Below are 21184 nucleotides of genomic sequence, written 5' to 3'. Positions count from 1 at the left end.
ACCATGCTCAATACCTGGCTGATCGAATCCTCTCCGGACCCGTAGAATATCCGCGGTCTCCGGGCAGATGATTCCCAGAGATGTCTGAACATCATGCGGGTGGCCTACATCAAAGAAGGCAGACACCCACATCCCACGGGGGCCCTGATGAACACCCAGCAATCCCTCGGGTCGGCGGCGCTCACCCGGCCGTCGCGCCGCAACCGGCTGGAACTGTCCAGGCGGCGTACCCAATGGCCGACGGTGACGGCCGTGATCCCCACCCTCAACGAAGCCGACAACCTCCGATGGCTCCTGCCCCGCCTGGCCTCGGTCGACGAGGTCGTCATCGTCGACGGCGAGTCCACCGACGGCACCGTCGAGGTGGTCAGGCTGCTGCGGCCCGACGCGGTCATCATCGTGGAACCCCCTACGGGGAAGGGGAGCGCGATGCGGACCGGCATGGCCGCGGCGACCAGCGAGGTCATCGTCATGCTCGACGCGGACGGATCCATGGACCCAGCCGAGTTCGACAGCTTCCTGTCCCTGCTGTGCCGGGGCTTCGAGTTCGTCAAGGGCTCGCGCTACAGCTGCGGGGGCGGCTCGGACGACCTGACCTGGCTGCGCGACAAGGGCAACCTCTGGCTGACCCGGACGGCCAACGTGCTGTATGGCCAGAAATGGACAGACCTCTGCTATGGGTATGTCGCGATGCGGCGAAATGTCGTAGAGAAACTGCAACTGAAATCCACCGGTTTCGAGATCGAGACCGAGATCTGCGTCAACGCCGTTCGCGCCGGACTCAAGGTGGCCGAAGTCGCCAGCCACGAATCGCACCGCCGTTTCGGCGAATCCAACCTCAACACCTTCCGCGACGGATGGCGGGTGCTGAAGACCATGATCCGGCTGCGTTTCGCCGGAAGGATCGACGACTCGCAGACCCAACCCCAGCAACCCTTCGAGCCCGTACCTGTCGGCCACCTGGCGGCGGCGAGGATCAAATGAGGACGCACGTCGTTCGTCCCGAGGAATTGGGCGAAACGGAAATCCAGCGCTGGCGCAGGCTCCAGGAGGCCGACCCGGCGCTGGGCAACCCCTTCCTGGCTCCCGAGTTCACCCTCGGCACGGCCCGCTTCCGCCGGGATGTGCGGGTGGGCGTCGTCGAGGACGGCTCGGGGATCGTCGCCTTCTTCCCCCACGAACGGCGTCCGGGCGGGGTGGGCCACCCCGTGGGCTTCGGACTGACCGACCTGCAGGGCATCGTGGCCGACCCCGGCCTCGACCTCCCCGCCCGGGAGCTCCTGCGCGCCTGCCGCCTGGGCGTCTGGGACTTCGACCACCTCATCGCGGGGCAGCGCATGTTCGCCCCGTACCACCAGGTCGTCCGGATCGAGCCGATCATGGACCTGAGCGGCGGGTTCGCCGCCTGGGAGGCCGAGGCCAGGTCGCTGGCGCCCAAGACGCACAAGACCATCCGCTACAAGGAGCGCAAGCTCGGCCGCGACGTCGGCGAGGTGAGCTACGAGTTCGCCAGCGCCGACCCGGCCGAGCTGACCAGGCTGATGCGCTGGAAGTCGGCGCAGTACCGGCGCACCGGCCGCACCGACCGCTTCACCCGGCCGTGGATCGTCGGGCTGCTGCGGCACTTCCACGAGACGGGCTTCGGCGTGCTCAGCGTGCTCAAGGCCGGGGACCGCACCGTCTCCCTGCACCTGGGGCTGCGTTCCGGGACGGCGATGGCCGGCTGGTTCCCCGCCTACGACACCGACTTCTCCCGCTACTCCCCCGGCATGGTCGGCCACCTCGCGCTGGCCGAGGGCTGCGCCGAGGACGGCCTCACCGAGATCTGGATGGGGCGCGGGGGCAAGGAGTTCAAGGAGTGGCTCAAGAGCCGGGAGGTGCCGATCGCCGAGGGCAGGGTGGCCCGCGCGACGCCCGGCGCCGCCTGGCACTGGATGCGGCACGTGCCGCTGAACCGGATGCGCGACGCCGCGCTGAACGACCCCCGGCTCTACTCCTACGCCGACCGGGCCCTCAAGGGCTACGCCAGGGCGCGGAGGCGCACGTCATGAGCGAGACCTCCATCTCCGTGGTGATCTGCGCGTTCACCGACCGGCGCTGGGACGACGTCCACGCGGCGGTGGAGTCCGTGCGGCGGCAGACCCTCCCGGCGCACGAGATCATCCTCTCGGTCGACCACAACCCGGAGCTCCACGCCCGGCTGAAGGAGTCGCTGCCCGACGTGCGGGTGGTCGAGAACGCCGAGGACCGCGGCCTGTCCGGGGGCAAGAACACCGGGGTCTCCCACGCCTCGGGCGACGTGGTCGCCTTCCTGGACGACGACGCCGTCGCCGCGCCCGGCTGGCTCGCCGCGTTCGCCGCCGCCTACGGCGACAAGCGGGTCATCGGGGTCGGCGGGCGGACGGTCTCGCTGTGGCCCGGCTCGCCGGGCTCGGCGGAGCTGCTGGAGGTCCTGCGCGAAGGAAGGCTCCTGCGGATCCAGGACGTTGACCCCCATCCTCGCCCAGATTCCGCAGAAGCCTTCACCGTTCCAACGGGGGTGCGCCCCCGATGGTTCCCCGAAGAGTTCGAATGGACGGTGGGGGGTACCTACCGGGGCATGGTCCCGGGCCCGGTGCGCAACGTCCTGGGCGGCAACGCCTCCTTCCGGCGGGAGGCGTTCGCCGTCGCGGGCGGCTTCTCCTCCGACATCGGCCGCACCCACGCCGTCGACCGGCCGCTGGGCTGCGAGGAGACGGAGTTCTGCATCCGGCTCGGGCAGCGCGCGCCCGGCAGCGTGCAGCTCTTCGAGCCCGGCGCGGTGATCTGGCACCGGGTCCCGGCCGAGCGCGCCCGCTTCCGCTACTACCGCGAGCGCTGCTACGCCGAGGGCCTGTCCAAAGCGCTGGTCGCGCGGAGCGTGGGTTCGAGGGACGGCCTGTCCAACGAGCGGGCGCACGCGTTCAAGACCCTGCCCAAGGGCGTGTTCCGGGGGCTGGGCGAGACCTTCCGGGGGGACGCCGGCGGCCTCGGGCGCGCCTCGGCGATCACGGCGGGCCTGGGCTACACCGCGGCCGGCTACCTCGTGGGCCGCCGCGCCTCGCGTAAGGAGCGCTGATGGCGGCGGTACCGATCCTCATGTACCACTCCGTCCGCGACGACCCGCCGCCGGACACCGCCGCGCTGTCGGTGAGCCCCGGCGCGTTCGCCGACCAGATGGCCCTGCTGAAGGAGAAGGGGTTCACGCCCGTCCGCCTGTCGGGGCCCGTCGAGGACGTGCCCAAGCCGATCTGCATCACCTTCGACGACGGTTACGCCGACTTCCACTCCGAGGCGATGCCCGTCCTGGCCTCCTTCGGCTACCCGGCCACGGTGTTCGTCACCACGGGCTGGCTGGACGACGCCGGGCCGGACGCCGCCGGACGCCCCTTGGACGCGATGCTGCGCTGGGGGCACGTCCGGGAGGCCGCCGAGGAGGGGATCGAGATCGGCGCGCACAGCCACAGCCACCCGCAGCTCGACCAGCTCGAGGACGGGGCGCTGCGCGACGAGCTGGTCCGCAGCCGCCTGCTCCTGGAGGACGGGATCCAGCGGCCCGTCACCACCATGGCCTACCCGTACGGCTACTCCAGCGCGCGGGTTCGCCGGGCCGTGGCGCAGGCCGGCTACGCCACCGCGTACGTGGTGTCCAACGACGTCGCCTCGCACCGCTCGGGCTACGCCGTCCCCCGCCTGACGGTCCAGCGCTCCACCTCTCTGGCCTCCTTCGAGCGGATCGCCGAGGGCGCCCACCGGTTCTACCGCGAGAAGGCCCTCACCAAGGGGTACGCGGTCGTGCGCAGGTCCAGGTACCTGTACCGGCAGGCGATGCGCCGTGACTGATCCCGACGTGCTGGGGACGGGCCCGCAGGACGTCTCCGGCCTGCTGGGCGCGCGCGCGGGCGAAGGCGCCCGAGCGGGCAGGCTGGAACGCCTCCGCGGCGAGCTCGACAATCCGCTGTTCCGCAACGCCTACGCGCTGATGCTCAACGGCGGGCTCACCGGCGTGCTGGGGCTGGGCTTCTGGATCGCCGCCCGGCACTTCCACAGCCACGACGACTTCGGCCGCAACGCCGCCGTCATCCAGGCGATCATGTACATCGGCGGCCTCACCACCCTGAGCTACGTGCTCATGCGTTTTCTTCCGCAGGCGGGCCGCTCCTCCCGGCGGCTGATCACGGCCACCTACCTGTTCGGCGCGGTGCTGGCGGCACTGGTCGGAGTGTTCTTCCTGGCGTCGCTCGCCTGGTGGGACAGCCCCAACTTCGACCACCTCACGCGGCCCGAGCACGCGCTCCCGTTCCTGGTCTTCGTCGTCGCCTGGAACATCTTCACCCTGCAGGACTCCTCGCTGACGGGGCTGCGCCGCGCACCCTGGGTGCCGGTCAAGAACACCGCCTACGGGCTGGTGAAGTTCCTCTTCCTCGCGCTCCTGGCCTGGACCTTCGCGCCCTCCGACGGCATCCTGCTGGCGACGATGCTGCCGGTGCTGCTGCTGGTCGTCCCGGTCGACGTCGTCGTCTTCCGGCGGCTGCTGCCCGAGCACATCGCGCTCACCCGCCGCCTGCACCGCACCCCGACCCCGCGCGAGGTCGGCAAGTACCTGCAGGGCGACTTCGTGGGCACCGTCGCCTCCCACTCGGCGATCAACTTCATCCCGCTGCTGGTGGCGGCGAAGGTCACCGAGTCGACCAACGGCTACTTCGCGATGGCCTGGATCTTCGGGCTGATGCTGGACCTGCTGGCGCTGAACATGGCGATGTCCCTGACCGTCGAGGGATCCTTCGACACCACGAACCTGGCGCGGACCTGCCGCGACGCGCTGCGCCGCACCCTGATGCTGCTGGTGCCGGTCTCGCTGCTGATGGCGCTGGTCGCCCCTTACGTGCTGGGACTGCCCTTCCTGTTCGGGCACGGCTTCCGCCACCACGCCGGGCTGGTGCTCACCCTGCTGGCGCTGTCCACCCTGCCCAAGGCGCTGATCGAGCTGTACGTGGGGGTGCTGCGGGTGCGCTCCCGCACCCGGCTGGTGGCGCTGATCCAGGTGCTGCGCTTCGCCGGCGTGCTCACCGGGGTGGTGCTCTTCGTGAACGACCACACCCTGGAGGCGGTCGGCTGGTCGGTCCTGATCGTGCAGAGCACGGTGGCGCTGGCCGTCCTGCCCGCGCTCCTGCGGGTCGTCCGGCCCGCCCCCTCGGTGCCCGCCCCGGCGCGCGGCGACGGCGACCTCTTCGAGGAAGGTGAGAGGTGAGCGTGACACTGCGTCCGGCGCCGGGGGTGCAGACGGCTCCGGAGGACCCGATCGCCAGGCTGCCCGTGGTCGTCCTCGGGTTGTGCGTGGCGCTCGGCGCGGTGCTCTTCTGGGTGCCGCTGCGCGGGGTGGACCTGGACTCCGTCGACGGGTACGGGCTGATCGGCGTGCTGCCGGTGCCGACCCTGCTCGGCGCGGCCGTGCTCGCCCTGACGTTCGTCGCCACCCTGTCGCTGCGCCGCCCCGCCCCGGTGCTGCTCGGCGCCCAGATCGTGGTGACCGTGGTGGCGCTGCACACGCTCGCCCAGGTCCTGGAGCCGGTCGCCCGGTTCCCGACGGTCTGGCAGCACGCCGGGTTCATCGAGTACATCACCCGGACCGGCACCGTCGGCATCAGCCTGGACGCGCGGTTCAGCTGGGCGGCGTTCTTCGGGATGATCGGCTTCCTGACCGAGGCCGTCGGCATGGGCTCCCTGGACCCGGTGCTCAAGTGGGCGCCGGTCACGATCCAGCTGCTGTACCTGCTGCCGATGGCGATGATCGTCCGGGTCATGAAGGCCAACTGGCGGGCCAAGTGGTTCGCGGTGTGGCTGTTCCCGGTGGCCAACTGGGTCGGCCAGGACTACCTGTCGCCGCAGGCGTTCGGGTACCTCGTCTACCTCTTCTTCCTGGCGATCCTGCTCACCTGGTTCCGGCCGAAGGTGCTGCGCACGCGGCGGGCCGGGAAGCGCGGGACGGGCAGGGAGCCGGGGCGCCTCTACCTGTTCCTGTTCGGCCCGAAGATCCCCGGCGAGGAGCCCGTCCGCGTCGTCGGCACCCGGGAGCGCTCCTTCCTGGTGGTGCTGCTGGTCGTGCTGCTCGTGGTCGGCACCGCCAGCCACCAGCTCACCCCGTACCTGCTCATCGCCTCGGCGGCGGCGCTGGCGCTGGTCGGACGCAACGAACTGCGCGCGCTGGCGGTCATCGGCGGGGTGGTCTACCTCGGCTGGATCTCCTTCATGGCCTACGGCTACTGGGGGCCCGACCCGGCGGGCACCCTGTTCGCCGGGGGCGGCAACCCGCTGCAGACGTTCCTGGAGAGCACCACCGGCCGGATCTCGCCCAGCGAGCAGCTCGGCCGGATCCAGACCGCCCGGATCCTGCTGGTGCTGGCCCTCATGGCGCTGACCGCGATCGGGTTCCTGCGCAGGCGCCTGCGCGGCATCGACGACCGGGTCGCGTTCGTGCTGCTGGTCGTCCCGCTCAGCTCGTTCGGGCTGCAGTCCTACGGCGGCGAGATCGCGCTGCGCACCTACCTGTTCATGCTGCCCGGCGCGGTGTTCCTGGCCGCCTACGCCTTCTACCCCGACCCCAAGCCGGTGCCGGTGGTCAGGTCGGTGCCGCGGCGGCAGCGGATCCGGCGCCGGCTCCCGGCCCTGGTCGCCGGTTCGTTCGCGCTGCTGCTGATGGGCGGGTTCCTGACGGTCCGCTACGGCAACGAGGCGTTCGAGCAGGTGCGGGCGGGCGAGCTCAAGGCCCTCGACGCCATGATCACCGATTCGAAGGGCCGTCCCGTCACCCTGGTCTGGGTGAGCGGCGAGATCGTCACGGTGCCCGAGGCGGCCAGCCAGACCCCGCAGGGCCCGTGGGGCTACCGGTACTTCGAGCTGTTCCACTGGCTGCGGGTCGAGTTCGCCCAGGAGCCCTGGGCCAGCAACCTCATCAAGCAGCCTCCGGTGGCGCTCACCACCGCCGAGCAGCGCAGCCGCAGGCCCACCGTCGAGGAGGTGCTGGCGCAGATGAAGAGCCAGCCCGGCACCTACCTGTACCAATCACGCACCAACGACGTCTACCAGACGCTGAACTTCGGGCTGGCCCCCGACTGGGGCGAGCGGCTCATGCGGGAGATAGGCGCCTCGCCCGAGTTCACCGAGGTCTTCCGCGACAAGGACGCCTCCGTCTACAAGCTGGCCAAGCCGGGTCCGGCGCCCGATCCCGACCCGCCGCCCGCCCAGCTCACCATCGGGGTGAGCAACTGGACCCCCGCCGGCCTGATCTACCTCCCGGTTCTCATCTGCGTCCTGGCCGCACGGGAGCTGCGCCGCATCCGGCTCTCTCCCGACCAGTACGCGCGGCTCCGGCCGTACACGGTGGTCGCGGTGCCGCTGTTCCTCGGCTTCGTGGCCATCGTGGTGGAACGCTTCCTCACCCTCAAAGGACCCCTGCCTTGAGCGACCGCCCCTCGGTGAGCGTGGTGATCCCGACCCGGGACCGCCCCGACCTGCTGCGCGAGACCCTGGCCTCGATCCGCGGCCAGGACTACCCGGGCGAGCTGCGCTGCCTCGTGGTGTTCGACCGCAGCGAGCCCGACCCGTCGCTGGCGTCCGGTGATCCGCTGCGGCCGGTGGAGGTGCTGCGCAACGAGCGCACGCCCGGCGCGGCCGGGGCCCGCAACACCGGGTTGCTGGCCGCCTCCACCGACCTGGTGGGCTTCTGCGACGACACCGACCTGTTCCTGGAGGGCAAGGTCTCCGCGCAGGTGGCCGTGCTGGAGGAGGAGCCGCGGACGGAGGTCGTCTGCTGCGGGCTGCGCCTGTTCGGGCCGGGCATCGACGAGATCGACCGGCGGGTGCCGCGGCCCGTGGTGACGCGGGAGGAGCTGCTGCGCGGCCACAAGCCGCAGCTGCACCCGTCCGCGCTGCTGCTGCGTCGTTCGACGGGGCTCCTGTTCGACGAGGAGATCCCCGGCAGCTACGGCGAGGACTACGAGTTCCTGCTGCGCGCGGCGGAGCGGGCGCCGATCCGGCAGATCCCGCTGCACGGCCTGGGGCTGCGCTGGCACCGCGAGTCGTACTTCTCGGTGCTGGAGAACGCGGCGCTCATCTCCCAGGCGGTCCGGTGGCTGCTCGGCAGGTACGACTTCCCGCGCAGCGGCTACGCGCACTGGGGAGGCAAGATCGCCTTCGCCGAGGCGGTCCGGGGCAGGCGCGGCCCGGCGCTGCGCTGGATCGGCCGTACGATGCGCGCCCGGCCCCTGGACGCGCGGGCGCTGCTGGCGCTGGCGGTCGTCGCGGGTGTCCCGGCGACGTTCGTCATGCGGAGCCTGAACAGGATCGGACGTGGGATTTGAACGCGCTGCTGATACCCCTGATGTTCGCGGTGCCCGCGGTGTGCATCGCCTGGCTGCTGCCCGGCCTCGACCCGCTGGGCCGGGCGATGGTGGGGGTCGCCGGGTCGTTGTGCCTCTTCCTGCTGACGGCGCAGACGATGCTCGTCCTGAAGGTGTGGTCGCCGCTGGGCGGGACCGCGGCGGTGGGCGCGCTCTGCCTGTTCATGGTGCTGCTCGCCCTGGTGCGCAGGGCCAGGCGGCCGGTCGTGATCCCGGCGGCCAGAGAGCATGAAGATGAGGACTGGCTCTTTGACGAATGAAAGCCGCATGAAGTTCGGAACAAGTTCTCTTTGGTAGGTGTCGACCCGTTCGACCGTTCTTCTTAGTAGGGTCCGTCCGAGTTGCAGATGTTTTTGTCGAGACCCATGGGGAGTAACGGTGTTCGAGAAGACGGCGAAAGTCGCCCTGACCGCGCTGGTGGCCGCCGGCATGTCGGCGGCGGTGGCGGTGCCCGCGGAGGCCGCGCCGAAGAAGGCCGCCAAGTGCCACCTCGGCCTGTGGAAGACCACGGGCCTGAAGGCCAACATCTCCGGCAAGACGCCGGAGGGGTTCAAACAGGACGTCGACTACAAGGGCATGGCCGGGATCAAGCTCAAGATCTCGCCCCAGCGCATCGTCTACGACTTCACCGGCTCCAAGAAGGAGACCATCAAGGGGATCGGCGCGGACGGCAAGCCGATGGAGGCCTGGGAGCAGCTCACCGGCGTCCTGTACCTGCCCTCCAAGGTCACCAGTGACAAGAAGGGCCTGAAGGGGAAGATCGTCACCCGCAACAAGAAGGCCTCCGGTCCCGCGACCGGCATGGGGATGACCATCAAGCCCAAGAAGGCCTCCTGGGGCGACCCCTGGAAGGTCGCCGCCCACGCCAAGATCGGCCACTTCGACACCCCCGTGGTCAAGGCGGCCAAGTTCGCCTGCAACCCCAAGAAGAAGACGCTGCGCGTCGTCGACGTGCGCAAGTGGGCGACCTTCACCGAGACGGTGGACATGCGCTTCAAGCTCGTCCGCCGCTGACGGGCGATCCGGGAGCACCTCTCCCCCCGAGGCTCCTCCAGGGCGTCTCCGGTCCCGCCGGAGGCGTCCTTCCTCGTTTCCGAAGGTCAGCGGCGCAGCCGGAGGGCCAGGTGGAAGTCGACGCGGTCCTCGAAGCGGTCCAGGTCACGGCCGGTCAGCTCCGAGATGCGCTTGATGCGGTAGCGCAGGGTGTTGACGTGGACGTGCATGACGCTCGCGCAGCGCGTCCAGGAGCCGTCGCAGGCCAGGAAGGCCTCCAGGGTGCGCAGCAGCTCGGAGTTGTGGCGGTGGTCGTAGACGGCCAGGGGCTCCAGGAGGCGGTCGGCGAACGCGCGGCGCGCGGAGGCGGGGACCCCGGCCAGCAGCAGGTCGTGTGAGGCCAGCTCGTCGCAGCCGACCACCCGGGAGCGGCCGGGCCGGTCCAGGGCGTAGGCGTGCGCGTGCCGGGCCTCGGTGAACGCGGTCGCCAGCCCCGGCGCCTCGGCCGCCCGGCTGATCCCGGCGGTCAGGCGGGTGACGGCGGCGAGCCGGTGCGCGGACTCGCGCAGGGTGGCCGGCAGCCCGGGGCGTTCGGGCACCACGGCGACCGCGCGGCCGTCCCACTCCGCCACGGCCCCCTCGAGCAGTTCCTCCAGCAGCGGCACCGCCGTCCCCGACGGCAGCGAGGCGACCAGCACCACGTGCCGGGCCGCGGGGTCGAGGCCGCAGGCGCGCATCGCCGGGAGCGGGGGCTCCTCTGCGGCCAGGACTCCGGCGAGCTGGGCGGCCAGCCGCCGTTCGACCTGCCGGGCGCTCTCCAGCCGGGCCAGGTCGAGGGAGGCCAGGGAGGCCAGCTCGTCGGCCGCCTCCGCGGTGGTGGCGGCCACGAACCTGCCGCCCAGCCGGGGCACGCCCGGCAGCGTCTCCAGGTGGAACAGCCGTCCGCCCGCCCGGACGGGCTCGGGCGCGCCGTCCGCCGCCAGGAACGCGGCGGCCAGCCTCCGCGCCTCCGGCAGCGGCCCTCCGGCCAGCACCCCGCCGGTGGAGCCGACGACCCAGGCGTTGCCCGCGGGCCAGATCGAGGCCAGGCTCGCGCCCGCCGTCAGCGCCGCGACCATGCCGCGCCGGCGGCTGCGGGCCGCCAGCGCGTCGGCCTCCCGCTCGGTCCACAGCACCGAGGTGATCCGGTCGGTGATCTCCCGGAAGGAGGTGTCGGCGGGCACCGCGAACAGCGGGACCGCGTACCGCTCGCAGGCCTCGACCAGGTCGTCCGGGACGCCGCCCAGCAGGCCCTCCCCCGCGCCCAGCGCGGCGACCCCCGCCTTGGCGAGGCACTCCACGAAGACCTCGGAGTCGGCGGGGCCGCGCCGCCACACCAGCCCGGTGAGCACCAGCTCCCCGCCCGACAGGTACCTGCCGGGATCGAGCAGGTCGGTGGTGAAGGCCGTCTGCAGCGGACGGTCGAGCGCGTTCCCCCCGACCAGGACGGGAAGCCGGCCTCCGGAGTGCTCCAGAACGTCCCTGAGCCGCATCGCCTCTCCCCTGCCGCTTGTAGTGGCCTCCAAACAACGTAGTCAGCCCGTGTTTCAACTTCGGTGCTTCGCACGTTTCGGCGGTGCTACCTCAGGAGATTGACTCTTTTCATGGAGATGGCCCGGTTCGACGTGTTGAGCGGCCCTGAGGCGGAGAAGGAGCTGCTGACCTGCTGCGCCGTCCCGAAGTGGGCGCGGAAGGTGGTGTCCGGGCGCCCTTATCCGGATCTCGGGGCCCTGCTGGAGGCGGGCTCCGAGGCGCTGGCGGCGCTCTCCTGGGACGAGGTCCTGGCGGCGCTCTCGGCGCATCCGCGCATCGGGGAGCGGGCCGCCGGGGCGTCCCGTGAGGCGGCCTGGTCCCGGCAGGAGCAGTCCGGCGCCGGGGACGCCGACGACGCCCTCCGCGAAGCCCTGACGGCCGCCAACCTCGCGTACGAGGAGCGTTTCGGGCATGTCTTCCTGATCTGCGCGACCGGCCTGTCCGGGGCGGAGATGCTCGCCGCGGCCCGGGCCCGGCTGGAGCACGGCGAGGAGGCCGAGCGGGGCGTCGTCCGGACGGAACTGGGGAAGATCGTCGAGATCAGGATGCGGAAGCTGGTGGAGTCGTGAGCCTTTCCACGCACGTCCTGGACACCACGCTGGGCCGTCCCGCCTCCGGGGTGCCGGTGGCGCTGGAGCGCCTCGGAGACGGCGGCTGGACCGAGGTCGCGTCCGCGCTGACGGACGCCGACGGGCGGATCTCCGGCTGGAACCCGGGGCCGGGACGCCACCGGCTGCGGTTCGACGTGCCGTCCTCGTTCTTCCCCGAGGTCACGATCGTCTTCGACATCGCGGACGAGAAAGAGCACTTCCACATCCCCTTGCTGCTCAGCAACTACGGCTACACCACCTACCGGGGGTCCTGATGAAGTTCAGCCTTGGCGCGAACCGCTACGGGAAGGCGGAGTGCCGCCTGGTCCGGGTCGTGCGCGACGGCGGCCGCCACGAGATCACCGATCTCAACGTCAGCACGTCCCTTTCGGGAGACCTGGAGGAGACCCACCTGACGGGCGACAACTCCGCCGTGCTGCCGACGGACTCCCAGAAGAACACCGTCTACGCCTTCGCGCGGGAGTTCGGGGTCCCTTCCATCGAGGAGTTCGCGCTGCGCCTCGGGGGCCATTTCGTCTCCTCCCAGGAGGCCGTCCACACCGCCAACGTGCGGATGGAGCAGTACGGCTGGAACAGGCTGGGCGACCACTCCTTCTCCCGCGCCGGGGACGAGGTGCGTACGGCGGGCGTGACGGTCACTTCGGACAGCGCGTGGGTGACGGGCGGACTCACCGGCCTGACGGTGATGAACACGACCGACTCGGAGTTCCACGGCTTCCCGCGCGACGCCTACACGACGCTGCCGGAGACGCACGACCGGATCCTCGCGACGGCCGTGGACGCGAAGTGGCGGTTCTCGACGCTGGACGTCCCGTGGAACGCCGCGTACGCCATGATCCGCGAGGCGCTGATCTCCGGTTTCGTCGAGACGTACAGCCTCTCCCTCCAGCAGACGCTCTTCGCGATGGGCTCGCGGGTCCTGGAGAAGGTGCCGGAGGTCGCGGAGGTCAGGCTCGCGCTGCCCAACAAGCACCACTTCCCCGTCGACCTGTCGCCGTTCGGGATGGACAACCCGAACGAGATATTCCTCGCCGCCGACCGCCCCTACGGGCTGATCGAGGGGACCGTCGTCCGGGACGACGCCCCGGAGGAGGGCCTGGCATGGAGTTCCTGAGCCCCTCCACCTGGGCCGAGGCGCTGGCCGCCAAGGCGGACCGGCCCGACGCGACGCCGATCGCGGGCGGCACGGACGTCATGGTGGAGCTGAACTTCCGCAAGCGCCGCCCTTCGACCCTGCTGGACCTCACCAGGATCAGCGGACTGGACTCCTGGTCGGAGCGGGACGGCCGGATCCGGATCGGGGCCGGCCTCTCCTACACCCGGATCATGGAAGAGCTCGGCGGCCGGCTGCCCGGCCTGGCGGCGGCGGCCCGGACGATCGGGTCTCCGCAGATCCGCAACCGGGGCACGCTCGGGGGCAACCTGGGCTCGGCCTCCCCCGCCGGGGACGGGCACCCGCCGCTGCTGGCCTGCGGCGCCGAGGTCGAACTGGCCTCGGTACGGGGAGTGCGGACGGTCCCGGCTGCGGAGTTCTTCACCGGGCCCAAGCGCAGCGTCCTGGCCGAGGACGAGCTGATCGCGGCGGTGCACGTCGCGCCCGCCGAGGGGCCCCAGCAGTTCTCCAAGATCGGGACGAGGAACGCGATGGTGATCGCGGTCAGCTCGTTCGCGCTGGCGCTGCACCCGTCGCGGCAGGCGGTGGGGACGGGCGTCGGGTCGGCCGGGCCGACGCCGCTGCGGGCCCCTGAGGCCGAGGAGTTCGCGGCCTCGGAGCTACCGTGGGAGAGCCGGTCCGCGCTGGATCCGGAGGTGGCGCGCCGGTTCGGGGAGCTGGTCGCCGCGGCGGCCTCACCGATCGACGACGTCCGGGGCGGCGCCGCCTACCGGCGTCACGCCCTGTCCGTGATGGCACGGCGCACACTGACCTGGGCCTGGAGCGACCTATGCGGGTGAACTGCAAGATCAACGGCGTGGACCGGACCGCCGACGACGTCTGGGAGGGCGAGAGCCTGCTGTACCTGCTGCGCGAGCGGCTGGGCCTGCCGGGCAGCAAGAACGCCTGCGAGCAGGGCGAGTGCGGCTCCTGCACGGTCTACCTGGACGGGACGCCCGTCTGCGCCTGCCTGGTGGCCGCCGGGCAGGCCGCCGGGCGGGAGGTCGTGACGGTCGAGGGGCTGGGCTCGGAGGACGAGCTCGATCCCGTCCAGGAGGCGTTCCTGCGGTCGGGCGCCGTCCAGTGCGGGTTCTGCACGCCGGGACTGATCGTCTCGGTGCACGACCTGCTGGAGCGCAATCCGGCGCCGTCGGACCCGGAGATCCGGGAGGCCCTGGCGGGCAACCTGTGCCGGTGCACCGGCTACGAGAAGATCATGGACGCGGTCCGGCTCGCCTCGGCCTCCCGGGAGGAGAAGTGAACGTCCTCATCGAAGGGTGCGCCGTCGCCACCGTCGACGCCTCGGGCACCGAGCACGCCTCGGGGCACGTGCTCGTCGAGGACGGGCTGATCACCTCGGTGGGGGCGGGGCCCTCCCCCCGCCGGCCGGAGACCGTCATCGACGGGACGGGCTGCCTGGCCACGCCCGGCCTGGTGAACACCCACCACCACCTCTACCAGCACGCCACCCGGGGCCACGCCCAGCAGCAGCACCTGTTCGGCTGGCTGGTGGAGCTGTACCCGACGTGGGGGCGGCTCGACGCCGACCTCGTCCACGCCACGACCGGGGCCGGCCTGGCGTCGCTGGCGCTGTCGGGGTGCACGACGAGCACCGACCACCACTACGTCTTCCCGCGTGACGGCGGGGACGTCTTCGGCGCGCAGGTGGACGCCGCCGAGGGGGTCGGGCTGCGGTTCCATCCGTGCCGGGGGTCGATGGACCTGGGGGTGTCCCAGGGCGGGCTGCCGCCGGACAACATCGTCGAGACCACCGAGGGCGCGCTGGCCGCGACGGCCGAGGCCGTCGAGCGCTTCCACGACCCGTCCCCCGCCTCGATGCTGCGGGTCGCCGTCGCGCCGTGCTCGCCGTTCTCCGTCACCGAGGACCTGATGCGCGAGGCCGCCGTCCTCGCCCGCCACCACGGCGTCCGCCTGCACACCCACCTCGCCGAGACGGTCGAGGAGGAGGAGTTCTGCCGGGAGCGGTTCACCTGCACGCCCGTCGAGTACGCCGAGCGGCTCGGCTGGCTGGGGCCGGACGTCTGGTTCGCGCACACCGTCCACCTGGACGAGAAGTCCGTGGCGGCGCTCGGCGCGTCCGGCACCGGGGTGGCGCACTGCCCCAGCTCCAACGCCCGGCTGGGGGCGGGCATCGCGCCCGTCCGGGACCTGCTGGACGCCGGGGCCCCGGTCGGGCTGGGCGTGGACGGCGCGGCCTCCCAGGAGACGGGGCAGCTCGCGCCCGAACTGCGGCAGGCGCTGTACGCCGCCCGGCTGCGCGGCGGCCCGGCCGCGCTCACGGCCCGGGAGTCCCTGGCGCTGGGCACCATCGGCGGGGCCCGCTGCCTGGGCCGCCAGGACGAACTCGGCTCACTGGAGGCCGGCAAGCTCGGCGACGTCGCGCTGTGGCGGCTGGACGGGATCGGGCACGCCGGGATCGCCGACCCGGTCGCGGCCCTGGTCTTCGGGCCGCCCGCGCCGCTGGAGGCCCTGCTCGTCGGGGGGAACCCGGTGGTCGGGAAGGGGTCGCTGCTCACCGCCGACGAGACCGCGCTGGCGCGGGAGCTGACCCGGGTGAGCCGGAAGATCCGCGAGAGGTCGGGAGGCTGAGATGAGCACCACCACGCATCTGGGGCTGGCGGCGACGGTCGCGGACGGGATCGGGGCCAGCCCTCAGCGGCCCGACGGGCGGCTGAAGGTGACCGGGGAGTTCGCGTTCTCCTCCGACCTGTGGGCCGACGACATGGTGTGGGGCGCGACGCTGCGCAGCCCGCACCCGAGGGCGAGGATCGTCTCGGTGAACGTGGGGCCCGCCCTGGCGGTGCCCGGCGTGCTCGCGGCGCTCACCCACGAGGACGTGCCGGGGAGCAAGCGGTACGGGCTGGAGCACGCCGACCAGCCGGTGCTGGCCTTCGACGAGGTGCGCTACCAGGGGGAGCCGGTCGCCGTGGTGGCGGCCGACCATCCGGAGATCGCCGCGCGGGCCGCTTCGCTGATCGAGGTGGAGTACGAGGTCCTGCCTCCCATCGTCGATCCCGAGACGGCCGTGCTCCCGGACTCCGCCCAGGTGCACGCGGACCGCCCCAACCTGCTGCGTCACGTGCCGATCCGCAAGGGGGATCCGGACGTGCGGGCCGACGTCGTGGTCAGCGGCGTCTACGACGTGGGGATGCAGGACCAGGCGTTCCTGGGGCCGGAATCGGGGCTGGCGATCCCGGCCGAGGACGGCGGAGTCGACCTGTACGTGGCCACGCAGTGGCTCCACGTCGACCAGTCACAGGTCGCCGCGTCGCTCGGGCTGCCTCCGGAGAAGGTCCGCTTCACCCTGGCGGGCGTGGGAGGCGCGTTCGGCGGGCGCGAGGACCTCTCGATGCAGATCCACGCCTGCATGCTGGCGCTGCGTACCGGACGCCCGGTGAAGATGGTCTACGGGCGTGAGGAGTCGTTCTTCGGGCACGTCCACCGGCACCCGGCGCGCATGTGGTACGAGCACGGGGCCGACCGGGACGGGCGCCTCGTCTACGTGAAGGCGCGGATCCTGCTGGACGGCGGCGCGTACGCGTCGAGTTCCGGGGCGGTCGTCGCCAACGCCTCGACGCTGGGGATCGGGCCTTACGACGTGCCGAACGTCGTCATGGACGGAGAGGTCGTCTACACGAACAACCCCCCGTGCGGGGCCATGCGCGGGTTCGGGGCGGTGCAGGCGTGCTTCGGGTACGAGTCGCAGATGGACAGGCTCGCCGAGGCCGTCGGGATCGACCCGGTGGAGATCCGGGTGCGCAACGCGTTGAAGACCGGAGACCGAATGCCGACCGGGCAGGTCGTCGAGGGGCCCGCCCCGGTGGCCGAGCTCATGCGGCTGGTGCAGGAGAAGCCCCCCGCTCCGGCGAAGTCGGACTTCCTGCCGGGCGGGACGGCCAACACGACCCGGGGCGAGGGCGTCGTGCGGGGCGTCGGCTACGGGATCGGGATCAAGAACGTCGCCTTCTCCGAGGGGTTCGACGACTACTCGACGGCGCGGGTGCGGCTGGAACTGGTCGGCGGGCGGCCCGCCGTGCTCATCCACACGGCGGCGGCCGAGGTCGGGCAGGGGCTCGTGACGGTGCTCGCGCAGATCGCGCGGACCGAGCTGGGCGTCTCCCAGGTGACGATCGCCCCCGCTGACACCAACGTCGGGAGCGCCGGTTCCACCTCGGCGTCACGGCAGACGTACATGACGGGCGGGGCGACGAAGGCGGCGTGCGAGTCCGTCCGGGAGCGGCTGTTCGCGCGGCTGGACCGTCCGGGGCTGCGTTTGGCCGACGAGGAGGTGCTGGACCCGGACGGGGAGATCGTCACGAGCCTGGGCGAGCTGCTCGGGGACGAGGCGATCGAGGCGACCGTCGAGTGGCGGCACCGCCCCACGTCCTCACTCGACCCCGAGACGGGGCAGGGGAACGCGCACGTCCAGTACGCGTTCGCGGCGCACCGGGCCACCGTCGACGTGGACGTGGAGCTGGGCCTGGTGCGGGTGGTGGAGATCGTCACGGCCCAGGACGTCGGCAGGGCGATCAATCCGAAGGCCGTCGAGGGCCAGATCCACGGCGGGACGGCCCAGGGGCTGGGGCTGGCTCTGATGGAGGAGATCCAGGTCAAGGACGGTAACGTGCGAAATCCATCCTTCACCGACTATCTACTGCCGACGATCATGGACATGCCGCCGATGAGGCTCGACATCCTCGAACTCGCCGACCCGCACTCCCCCTACGGGCTGCGCGGCGTCGGGGAGCCGCCCAACATCTCCTCCATCCCGGCGGTCGTGGCGGCGGTCCGGGCGGCGACGGGCGCGGCCCTCACCCGGGTTCCGGTGCGGCCGGAGCACATCACGGAGGCCGTGTGCTGACTCCGTCCTTCTACGACGAGCTGGACCGGAGGCTGGCCCCCACCGACGCCGAACTGGCGTCCCTGTACCCCGGAGAGCGTCCGGGACGGCAGCCCGTGCACACGGTGTACGTCCCGGCGGATCGGATCTCCCCGGACCTTCCCGAGCGGTGGGGGGCCGAGGCGCTGGCCTCCCTGGACGTCCACGGGGCGCCTTACGCGCCTGAACTGGACGCGCGGGTGCGGGCCAAGCTGCGTGACGAGCCGATCGAGGACCTGCGGATCGACTTCGAGGACGGTTACGGACGGCGTGACGACGCCACCGAGGACGCACACGCACGGGCCGCCGCGAAGCTGATCGCCGCCGGTTCCACGCCTTTCGTGGGCGTGCGCGTCAAGTGCATGGAGCATGACGTGCGCCGTCGCGGGGTGCGAACGCTGGACGTGCTGCTGGACGAACTCGGGTACGTGCCGGAGAACTTCGTCGTAACGCTGCCGAAGGTCACCGCTGTGGCGCAGGTGGAGGCGATGGTCGCGCTCTGCGAAGCGCTGGAACCCTCTGTACGGGCGCTGCGCTTCGAGATCCAGATCGAGACGCCGCAGTCGGTGCTCGGGCCGGACGGGACGGCGCTGGTCGCCCGGATGATCCACGCTTCGGAAGGGCGCTGCACCGGGCTGCACTACGGGACGTACGACTACTCGGCCTCGTGCGGGATCGCGGCCGCCTACCAGGCGATGGACCACCCGGTGGCCGACCACGCGAAGGCCGTCATGCAGGTCGCGGCGGCGGGCACGGGAGTGCGGCTGAGCGACGGCTCGACCAACGTCCTGCCCGTCGGCGACCACGTACACGAGGCCTGGGCGCTGCACCTTCGGCTCGTCCGGAGGTCGCTGGAGCGGGGCTTCTACCAGGGATGGGACCTGCATCCGGCGCAGTTGCCGACCAGGTTCGCCGCCACGTACGCCTTCTACCGGGAAGGCGCGGCCCTGGCGGCCACACGGCTGCGGGCGTACCTGGACCGGACGGACAGCGGATTCCTGGACGAGCCCGCGACGGCCCGCGCGCTGGCCGGATTCCTGCGGCGCGGGCTGGAATGCGGAGCGCTCGAGGCGTCTTCGCTCGGGTTGGACGTCTCCCGGCTGGAGGGATTGTGACGGTACTGCGTTCACGTCGGGTGTTCCTGCCGGACGGGGTGCGCCCGGCCTCGGTGGAGTTCCACGACGGGCGGATCACGGCGGTGGGGGCGTACGAGACGGACGGCGTGGACCTGGGCTCGTCGGCGCTCCTGCCGGGGCTCGTGGACAGCCACGTGCATGTGAACGAGCCGGGCAGGACGGAGTGGGAGGGGTTCGCCAGCGCCACCCGCGCGGCGGCCGCCGGAGGCGTGACGACGATCGTCGACATGCCGTTGAACTCGATCCCGCCGACCGTGGACGTCGAGGCGCTGGAGGTCAAGCGGAAGGCGGCCTCCGGGCAGTGCCACGTGGACGTCGGCTTCTGGGGCGGGGCCGTCCCGGGGAACGCCTCCTCGCTGCCCGCACTGCACGAAGCCGGAGTGTTCGGGTTCAAGAGCTTCCTGATCGACTCCGGAGTGGAGGAGTTCCCGCCGCTGGACGCGGCCGGGCTGGAGACGGCCATGCGCACGGTGGACGCGCTGTTCATCGTGCACGCGGAGGACCCCTCCCTGGTCGGGGAGTCTTCCCCCCTGTACCCCGACTTCGTGGCGTCACGGCCGCCCGCCGCCGAGGCGCGGGCGGTGGAGACGGTCATCGAACTGGCCCGCAGGACCGGGGCCCGAGCGCACATCCTGCACCTGGCGGCCGCCGACGCACTGCCCGCGCTGGCCGCGGCGCAGCGTGACGGGGTGCGGATCACGGCTGAGACGTGCCCGCACTACCTGACGCTGCGGGCAGAAGACGTCCCCTCGCTGGCGACCGAGTACAAGTGCTGCCCGCCGATCCGTGGAGGAGAACACCAGGACGCCTTGTGGCAGGCGCTGACGGACGGCGTCATCACGTGCGTAGTGTCCGACCACTCACCTTGCACGGCGGACTTGAAGGCGGGTGACTTCGCCACGGCGTGGGGCGGTATCGCGTCCGTCCAGCTGGGGCTGCCGGCCGTCTGGACTGAAGCCCACCGGCGCGACATCCCCTTGGAGGACGTCGTCCGCTGGATGAGCGCGGCGCCCGCCGACCTCGTGGGGCTGCCGTACAAGGGCAGGATCGAGGTGGGAGCAGACGCCGACCTCGTCGCTTTCGCCCCCGACGAGCCGTTCACCGTGGACGCCGCCCGGCTGCACCACCGCAACCCGGTCACCCCGTACCACGGGCGCACCCTGCGGGGCGTCGTCCGTCAGACGTGGCTGCGCGGCCGTCCAGTGGACGGCGTCACGCCCGCCGGCCGGTTGCTCGAACGGAAGAAGAAGTGATGTTCACCGACCTGATCGATCTGGCCTCCCGCTCCCTCGGCGGCACCGTCATGTACGCCAATGACGAGTTCTTCGCCGAACGCGAGAACCTGATCAACCCCTTCGAACCCGGCTACAGCGCCGCCACGTTCGGCCACAAGGGGCAGGTCTACGACGGCTGGGAGACGCGCCGCCGCCGTGAACCCGGCCACGACCACGCCCTCCTCCGGCTGGGGGCCTCCGGCCTGGTGCACGGCGTCGTCGTCGACACCGCTCACTTCAAGGGCAACTACCCGCCGGAAGGCTCCGTCGAGGGCTGCTTCCTGCCCGGCTACCCCTCGGTGGACGAGCTGGAGAAGGCCGAATGGTTTCCCCTTGTCCCCCGTTCGGCGCTGGAAGGCGACACCCGGAACCACTTCGAAGTCGCCTCGCGCCGTCTCGTGACGCACGTCCGTCTGTCCATCTATCCGGACGGCGGAGTCGCCCGTCTGCGCGTCCACGGTGAGGCCGTCGTCGATCCGGGGCTCCTCCCCGACGTCTTCGACCTGGCCGCCGCCGAGTTCGGCGGCACCGTCACCGACTGGAGCGACCGCTTCTACGGCTCCCCCGCCAAGCTCCTGCTCCCCGGCCTGGCCGCCAACATGGGCGAAGGCTGGGAGACCAAGCGCCGCCGCGACTCCGGCAACGACTGGGTCGAGATCGCACTCGCGGCCCCGGGCCTCCCCCAGCTCGTCGAACTGGACACCTCCCACTTCAAGGGCAACAGCCCGGGCACGGCCCGCGTCACCGCCTCCGACGGGCGCGAGCTCCTCCCCGAGACCCCTCTCCAGCCCGACACACGCCACCGCTTCCGGGTCACCGCCGACAAGCCCGTCAAGGCCGTCCGGCTGGACATCCACCCGGACGGCGGGATGGCCCGCTTCCGCCTCTACGGCTCCCTGAAACCCAAGACCCGCACGGCGCTCGCCGAGCGCTGGGCTCGCTTCCAAGAGCCGTCATGAGCCGTTCCCGCAGCGTCCTCTCAGCGCTGCCGACCGAAAAGGCCGGTGGAAGAAGGGTGCTGCGGAGACCTGTAGCCGAGTCTCCGGGAGTCCTCATGAGTTGTTCCCGCGGCGCCTACCCACCGCTGCCAGCCGGGTAGACCGGTGGGAGACGAGCGCTGCGGGACCC

20 protein-coding genes are annotated in these 21184 nt (G+C 71.7%); 19 read left to right on the top strand and 1 reads right to left on the bottom strand.

Annotation, left to right across the window (positions count from 1 at the left end; genetic code table 11):
• Positions 1-99: 99 nt before the first annotated feature.
• From ABD327_RS13535 to ABD327_RS13495, 9 genes are all read left to right on the top strand, one after another.
• Positions 100-984, top strand: a complete 885-nt coding sequence (locus ABD327_RS13535) for a glycosyltransferase family 2 protein (protein WP_344450692.1) — start codon at positions 100-102, stop codon at positions 982-984.
• A gap of 26 nt (positions 985-1010) precedes the next feature.
• The gene (locus ABD327_RS13530; protein ID WP_344450691.1) at positions 1011-2051 is read left to right on the top strand and encodes a GNAT family N-acetyltransferase; all 1041 of its coding nucleotides are present in this window, start codon (positions 1011-1013) and stop codon (positions 2049-2051) included.
• Positions 2048-3097: a glycosyltransferase family 2 protein gene (locus tag ABD327_RS13525; protein ID WP_344450690.1), complete on the top strand. Its 1050-nt coding sequence runs from the start codon at positions 2048-2050 to the stop codon at positions 3095-3097. The genes ABD327_RS13530 and ABD327_RS13525 overlap by 4 nt, the downstream gene beginning before the upstream one ends.
• Positions 3097-3861, top strand: coding sequence for a polysaccharide deacetylase family protein (locus ABD327_RS13520; RefSeq protein ID WP_344450689.1), 765 nt, complete (start codon positions 3097-3099; stop codon positions 3859-3861). The genes ABD327_RS13525 and ABD327_RS13520 overlap by 1 nt, the downstream gene beginning before the upstream one ends.
• The gene (locus ABD327_RS13515) at positions 3854-5269 is read left to right on the top strand and encodes a lipopolysaccharide biosynthesis protein (RefSeq protein WP_344450688.1); all 1416 of its coding nucleotides are present in this window, start codon (positions 3854-3856) and stop codon (positions 5267-5269) included. Before ABD327_RS13520 ends, ABD327_RS13515 begins: the two co-directional genes overlap by 8 nt.
• Entirely contained in the window at positions 5266-7479 is a 2214-nt protein-coding gene (locus ABD327_RS13510; protein WP_344450687.1) for a hypothetical protein, read from the top strand. Before ABD327_RS13515 ends, ABD327_RS13510 begins: the two co-directional genes overlap by 4 nt.
• Complete coding sequence (locus ABD327_RS13505) at positions 7476-8378, top strand: glycosyltransferase family 2 protein (RefSeq protein WP_344450686.1); 903 nt, start codon at positions 7476-7478, stop codon at positions 8376-8378. Before ABD327_RS13510 ends, ABD327_RS13505 begins: the two co-directional genes overlap by 4 nt.
• Entirely contained in the window at positions 8375-8677 is a 303-nt protein-coding gene (locus ABD327_RS13500) for a hypothetical protein (protein ID WP_344450685.1), read from the top strand. Before ABD327_RS13505 ends, ABD327_RS13500 begins: the two co-directional genes overlap by 4 nt.
• Positions 8678-8795: 118 nt before the next feature.
• Positions 8796-9431 carry a hypothetical protein gene (locus ABD327_RS13495; RefSeq protein WP_344450684.1) on the top strand — a complete coding sequence of 212 codons (636 nt, stop codon included), beginning with the start codon at positions 8796-8798 and terminating at the stop codon, positions 9429-9431.
• Positions 9432-9517: 86 nt separating this feature from the next.
• Here the strand turns inward: ABD327_RS13495 and ABD327_RS13490 are convergent, their stop codons facing one another.
• Positions 9518-10942 carry a PucR family transcriptional regulator gene (locus ABD327_RS13490; RefSeq protein WP_344450683.1) on the bottom strand — a complete coding sequence of 475 codons (1425 nt, stop codon included), beginning with the start codon at positions 10940-10942 and terminating at the stop codon, positions 9518-9520.
• Between the two features lie 111 nt (positions 10943-11053).
• Between ABD327_RS13490 and uraD the strand changes: the two genes are divergently transcribed.
• The 10 genes from uraD to alc are packed head-to-tail and all read left to right on the top strand — an operon-like array spanning position 11054 to position 21015.
• A complete protein-coding gene (gene uraD / locus ABD327_RS13485; RefSeq protein WP_344450682.1) occupies positions 11054-11551 on the top strand; it encodes a 2-oxo-4-hydroxy-4-carboxy-5-ureidoimidazoline decarboxylase in 498 nt (165 codons plus the stop codon).
• The gene (uraH, locus tag ABD327_RS13480) at positions 11548-11847 is read left to right on the top strand and encodes a hydroxyisourate hydrolase (protein ID WP_344450681.1); all 300 of its coding nucleotides are present in this window, start codon (positions 11548-11550) and stop codon (positions 11845-11847) included. Before uraD ends, uraH begins: the two co-directional genes overlap by 4 nt.
• On the top strand, positions 11847-12707 hold the full coding sequence (gene pucL / locus ABD327_RS13475; RefSeq protein WP_344450680.1) for a factor-independent urate hydroxylase: 861 nt from the start codon (positions 11847-11849) through the stop codon (positions 12705-12707). Before uraH ends, pucL begins: the two co-directional genes overlap by 1 nt.
• On the top strand, positions 12695-13546 hold the full coding sequence (locus ABD327_RS13470) for an FAD binding domain-containing protein (protein ID WP_344450679.1): 852 nt from the start codon (positions 12695-12697) through the stop codon (positions 13544-13546). Before pucL ends, ABD327_RS13470 begins: the two co-directional genes overlap by 13 nt.
• Complete coding sequence (locus ABD327_RS13465) at positions 13537-14007, top strand: (2Fe-2S)-binding protein (protein WP_344450678.1); 471 nt, start codon at positions 13537-13539, stop codon at positions 14005-14007. The genes ABD327_RS13470 and ABD327_RS13465 overlap by 10 nt, the downstream gene beginning before the upstream one ends.
• Entirely contained in the window at positions 14004-15356 is a 1353-nt protein-coding gene (locus ABD327_RS13460) for an 8-oxoguanine deaminase (RefSeq protein WP_344450677.1), read from the top strand. The genes ABD327_RS13465 and ABD327_RS13460 overlap by 4 nt, the downstream gene beginning before the upstream one ends.
• Before the next feature lies 1 nt (position 15357).
• Positions 15358-17628 (top strand): xanthine dehydrogenase subunit D, encoded by a 2271-nt coding sequence (gene pucD, locus ABD327_RS13455; RefSeq protein ID WP_344450676.1) that lies wholly within the window; start codon positions 15358-15360, stop codon positions 17626-17628.
• Positions 17622-18761, top strand: a complete 1140-nt coding sequence (locus ABD327_RS13450; RefSeq protein WP_344450675.1) for a DUF6986 family protein — start codon at positions 17622-17624, stop codon at positions 18759-18761. Before pucD ends, ABD327_RS13450 begins: the two co-directional genes overlap by 7 nt.
• On the top strand, positions 18758-20035 hold the full coding sequence (gene allB / locus ABD327_RS13445) for an allantoinase AllB (RefSeq protein WP_344450674.1): 1278 nt from the start codon (positions 18758-18760) through the stop codon (positions 20033-20035). Before ABD327_RS13450 ends, allB begins: the two co-directional genes overlap by 4 nt.
• Positions 20035-21015, top strand: coding sequence for an allantoicase (alc, locus tag ABD327_RS13440; protein ID WP_344450673.1), 981 nt, complete (start codon positions 20035-20037; stop codon positions 21013-21015). The genes allB and alc overlap by 1 nt, the downstream gene beginning before the upstream one ends.
• The last annotated feature ends 169 nt before the right edge of the window (positions 21016-21184 follow it).

It is taken from the genome of Actinocorallia aurantiaca, from assembly GCF_039533685.1.
In the GTDB taxonomy this organism is placed as follows: Bacteria; Actinomycetota; Actinomycetes; order Streptosporangiales; family Streptosporangiaceae; genus Actinocorallia; species Actinocorallia aurantiaca.
This window is presented reverse-complemented; position numbering and strand designations above follow the sequence as displayed.

What these genes read in the sequence shown, in the direction of transcription:
- pucD (WP_344450676.1), top strand. Translation starts at nt 15,358, where the DNA reads ATGAGCACCACCACGCATCTGGGGCTGGCGGCGACGGTCGCGGACGGG.
- pucL (WP_344450680.1), top strand. Translation starts at nt 11,847, where the DNA reads ATGAAGTTCAGCCTTGGCGCGAACCGCTACGGGAAGGCGGAGTGCCGC.
- ABD327_RS13520 (WP_344450689.1), top strand. Translation starts at nt 3,097, where the DNA reads ATGGCGGCGGTACCGATCCTCATGTACCACTCCGTCCGCGACGACCCG.
- ABD327_RS13525 (WP_344450690.1), top strand. Translation starts at nt 2,048, where the DNA reads ATGAGCGAGACCTCCATCTCCGTGGTGATCTGCGCGTTCACCGACCGG.
- alc (WP_344450673.1), top strand. Translation starts at nt 20,035, where the DNA reads ATGTTCACCGACCTGATCGATCTGGCCTCCCGCTCCCTCGGCGGCACC.
- ABD327_RS13470 (WP_344450679.1), top strand. Translation starts at nt 12,695, where the DNA reads ATGGAGTTCCTGAGCCCCTCCACCTGGGCCGAGGCGCTGGCCGCCAAG.
- ABD327_RS13490 (WP_344450683.1), bottom strand. Translation starts at nt 10,942, where the DNA reads ATGCGGCTCAGGGACGTTCTGGAGCACTCCGGAGGCCGGCTTCCCGTC.
- uraD (WP_344450682.1), top strand. Translation starts at nt 11,054, where the DNA reads ATGGAGATGGCCCGGTTCGACGTGTTGAGCGGCCCTGAGGCGGAGAAG.
- ABD327_RS13465 (WP_344450678.1), top strand. Translation starts at nt 13,537, where the DNA reads ATGCGGGTGAACTGCAAGATCAACGGCGTGGACCGGACCGCCGACGAC.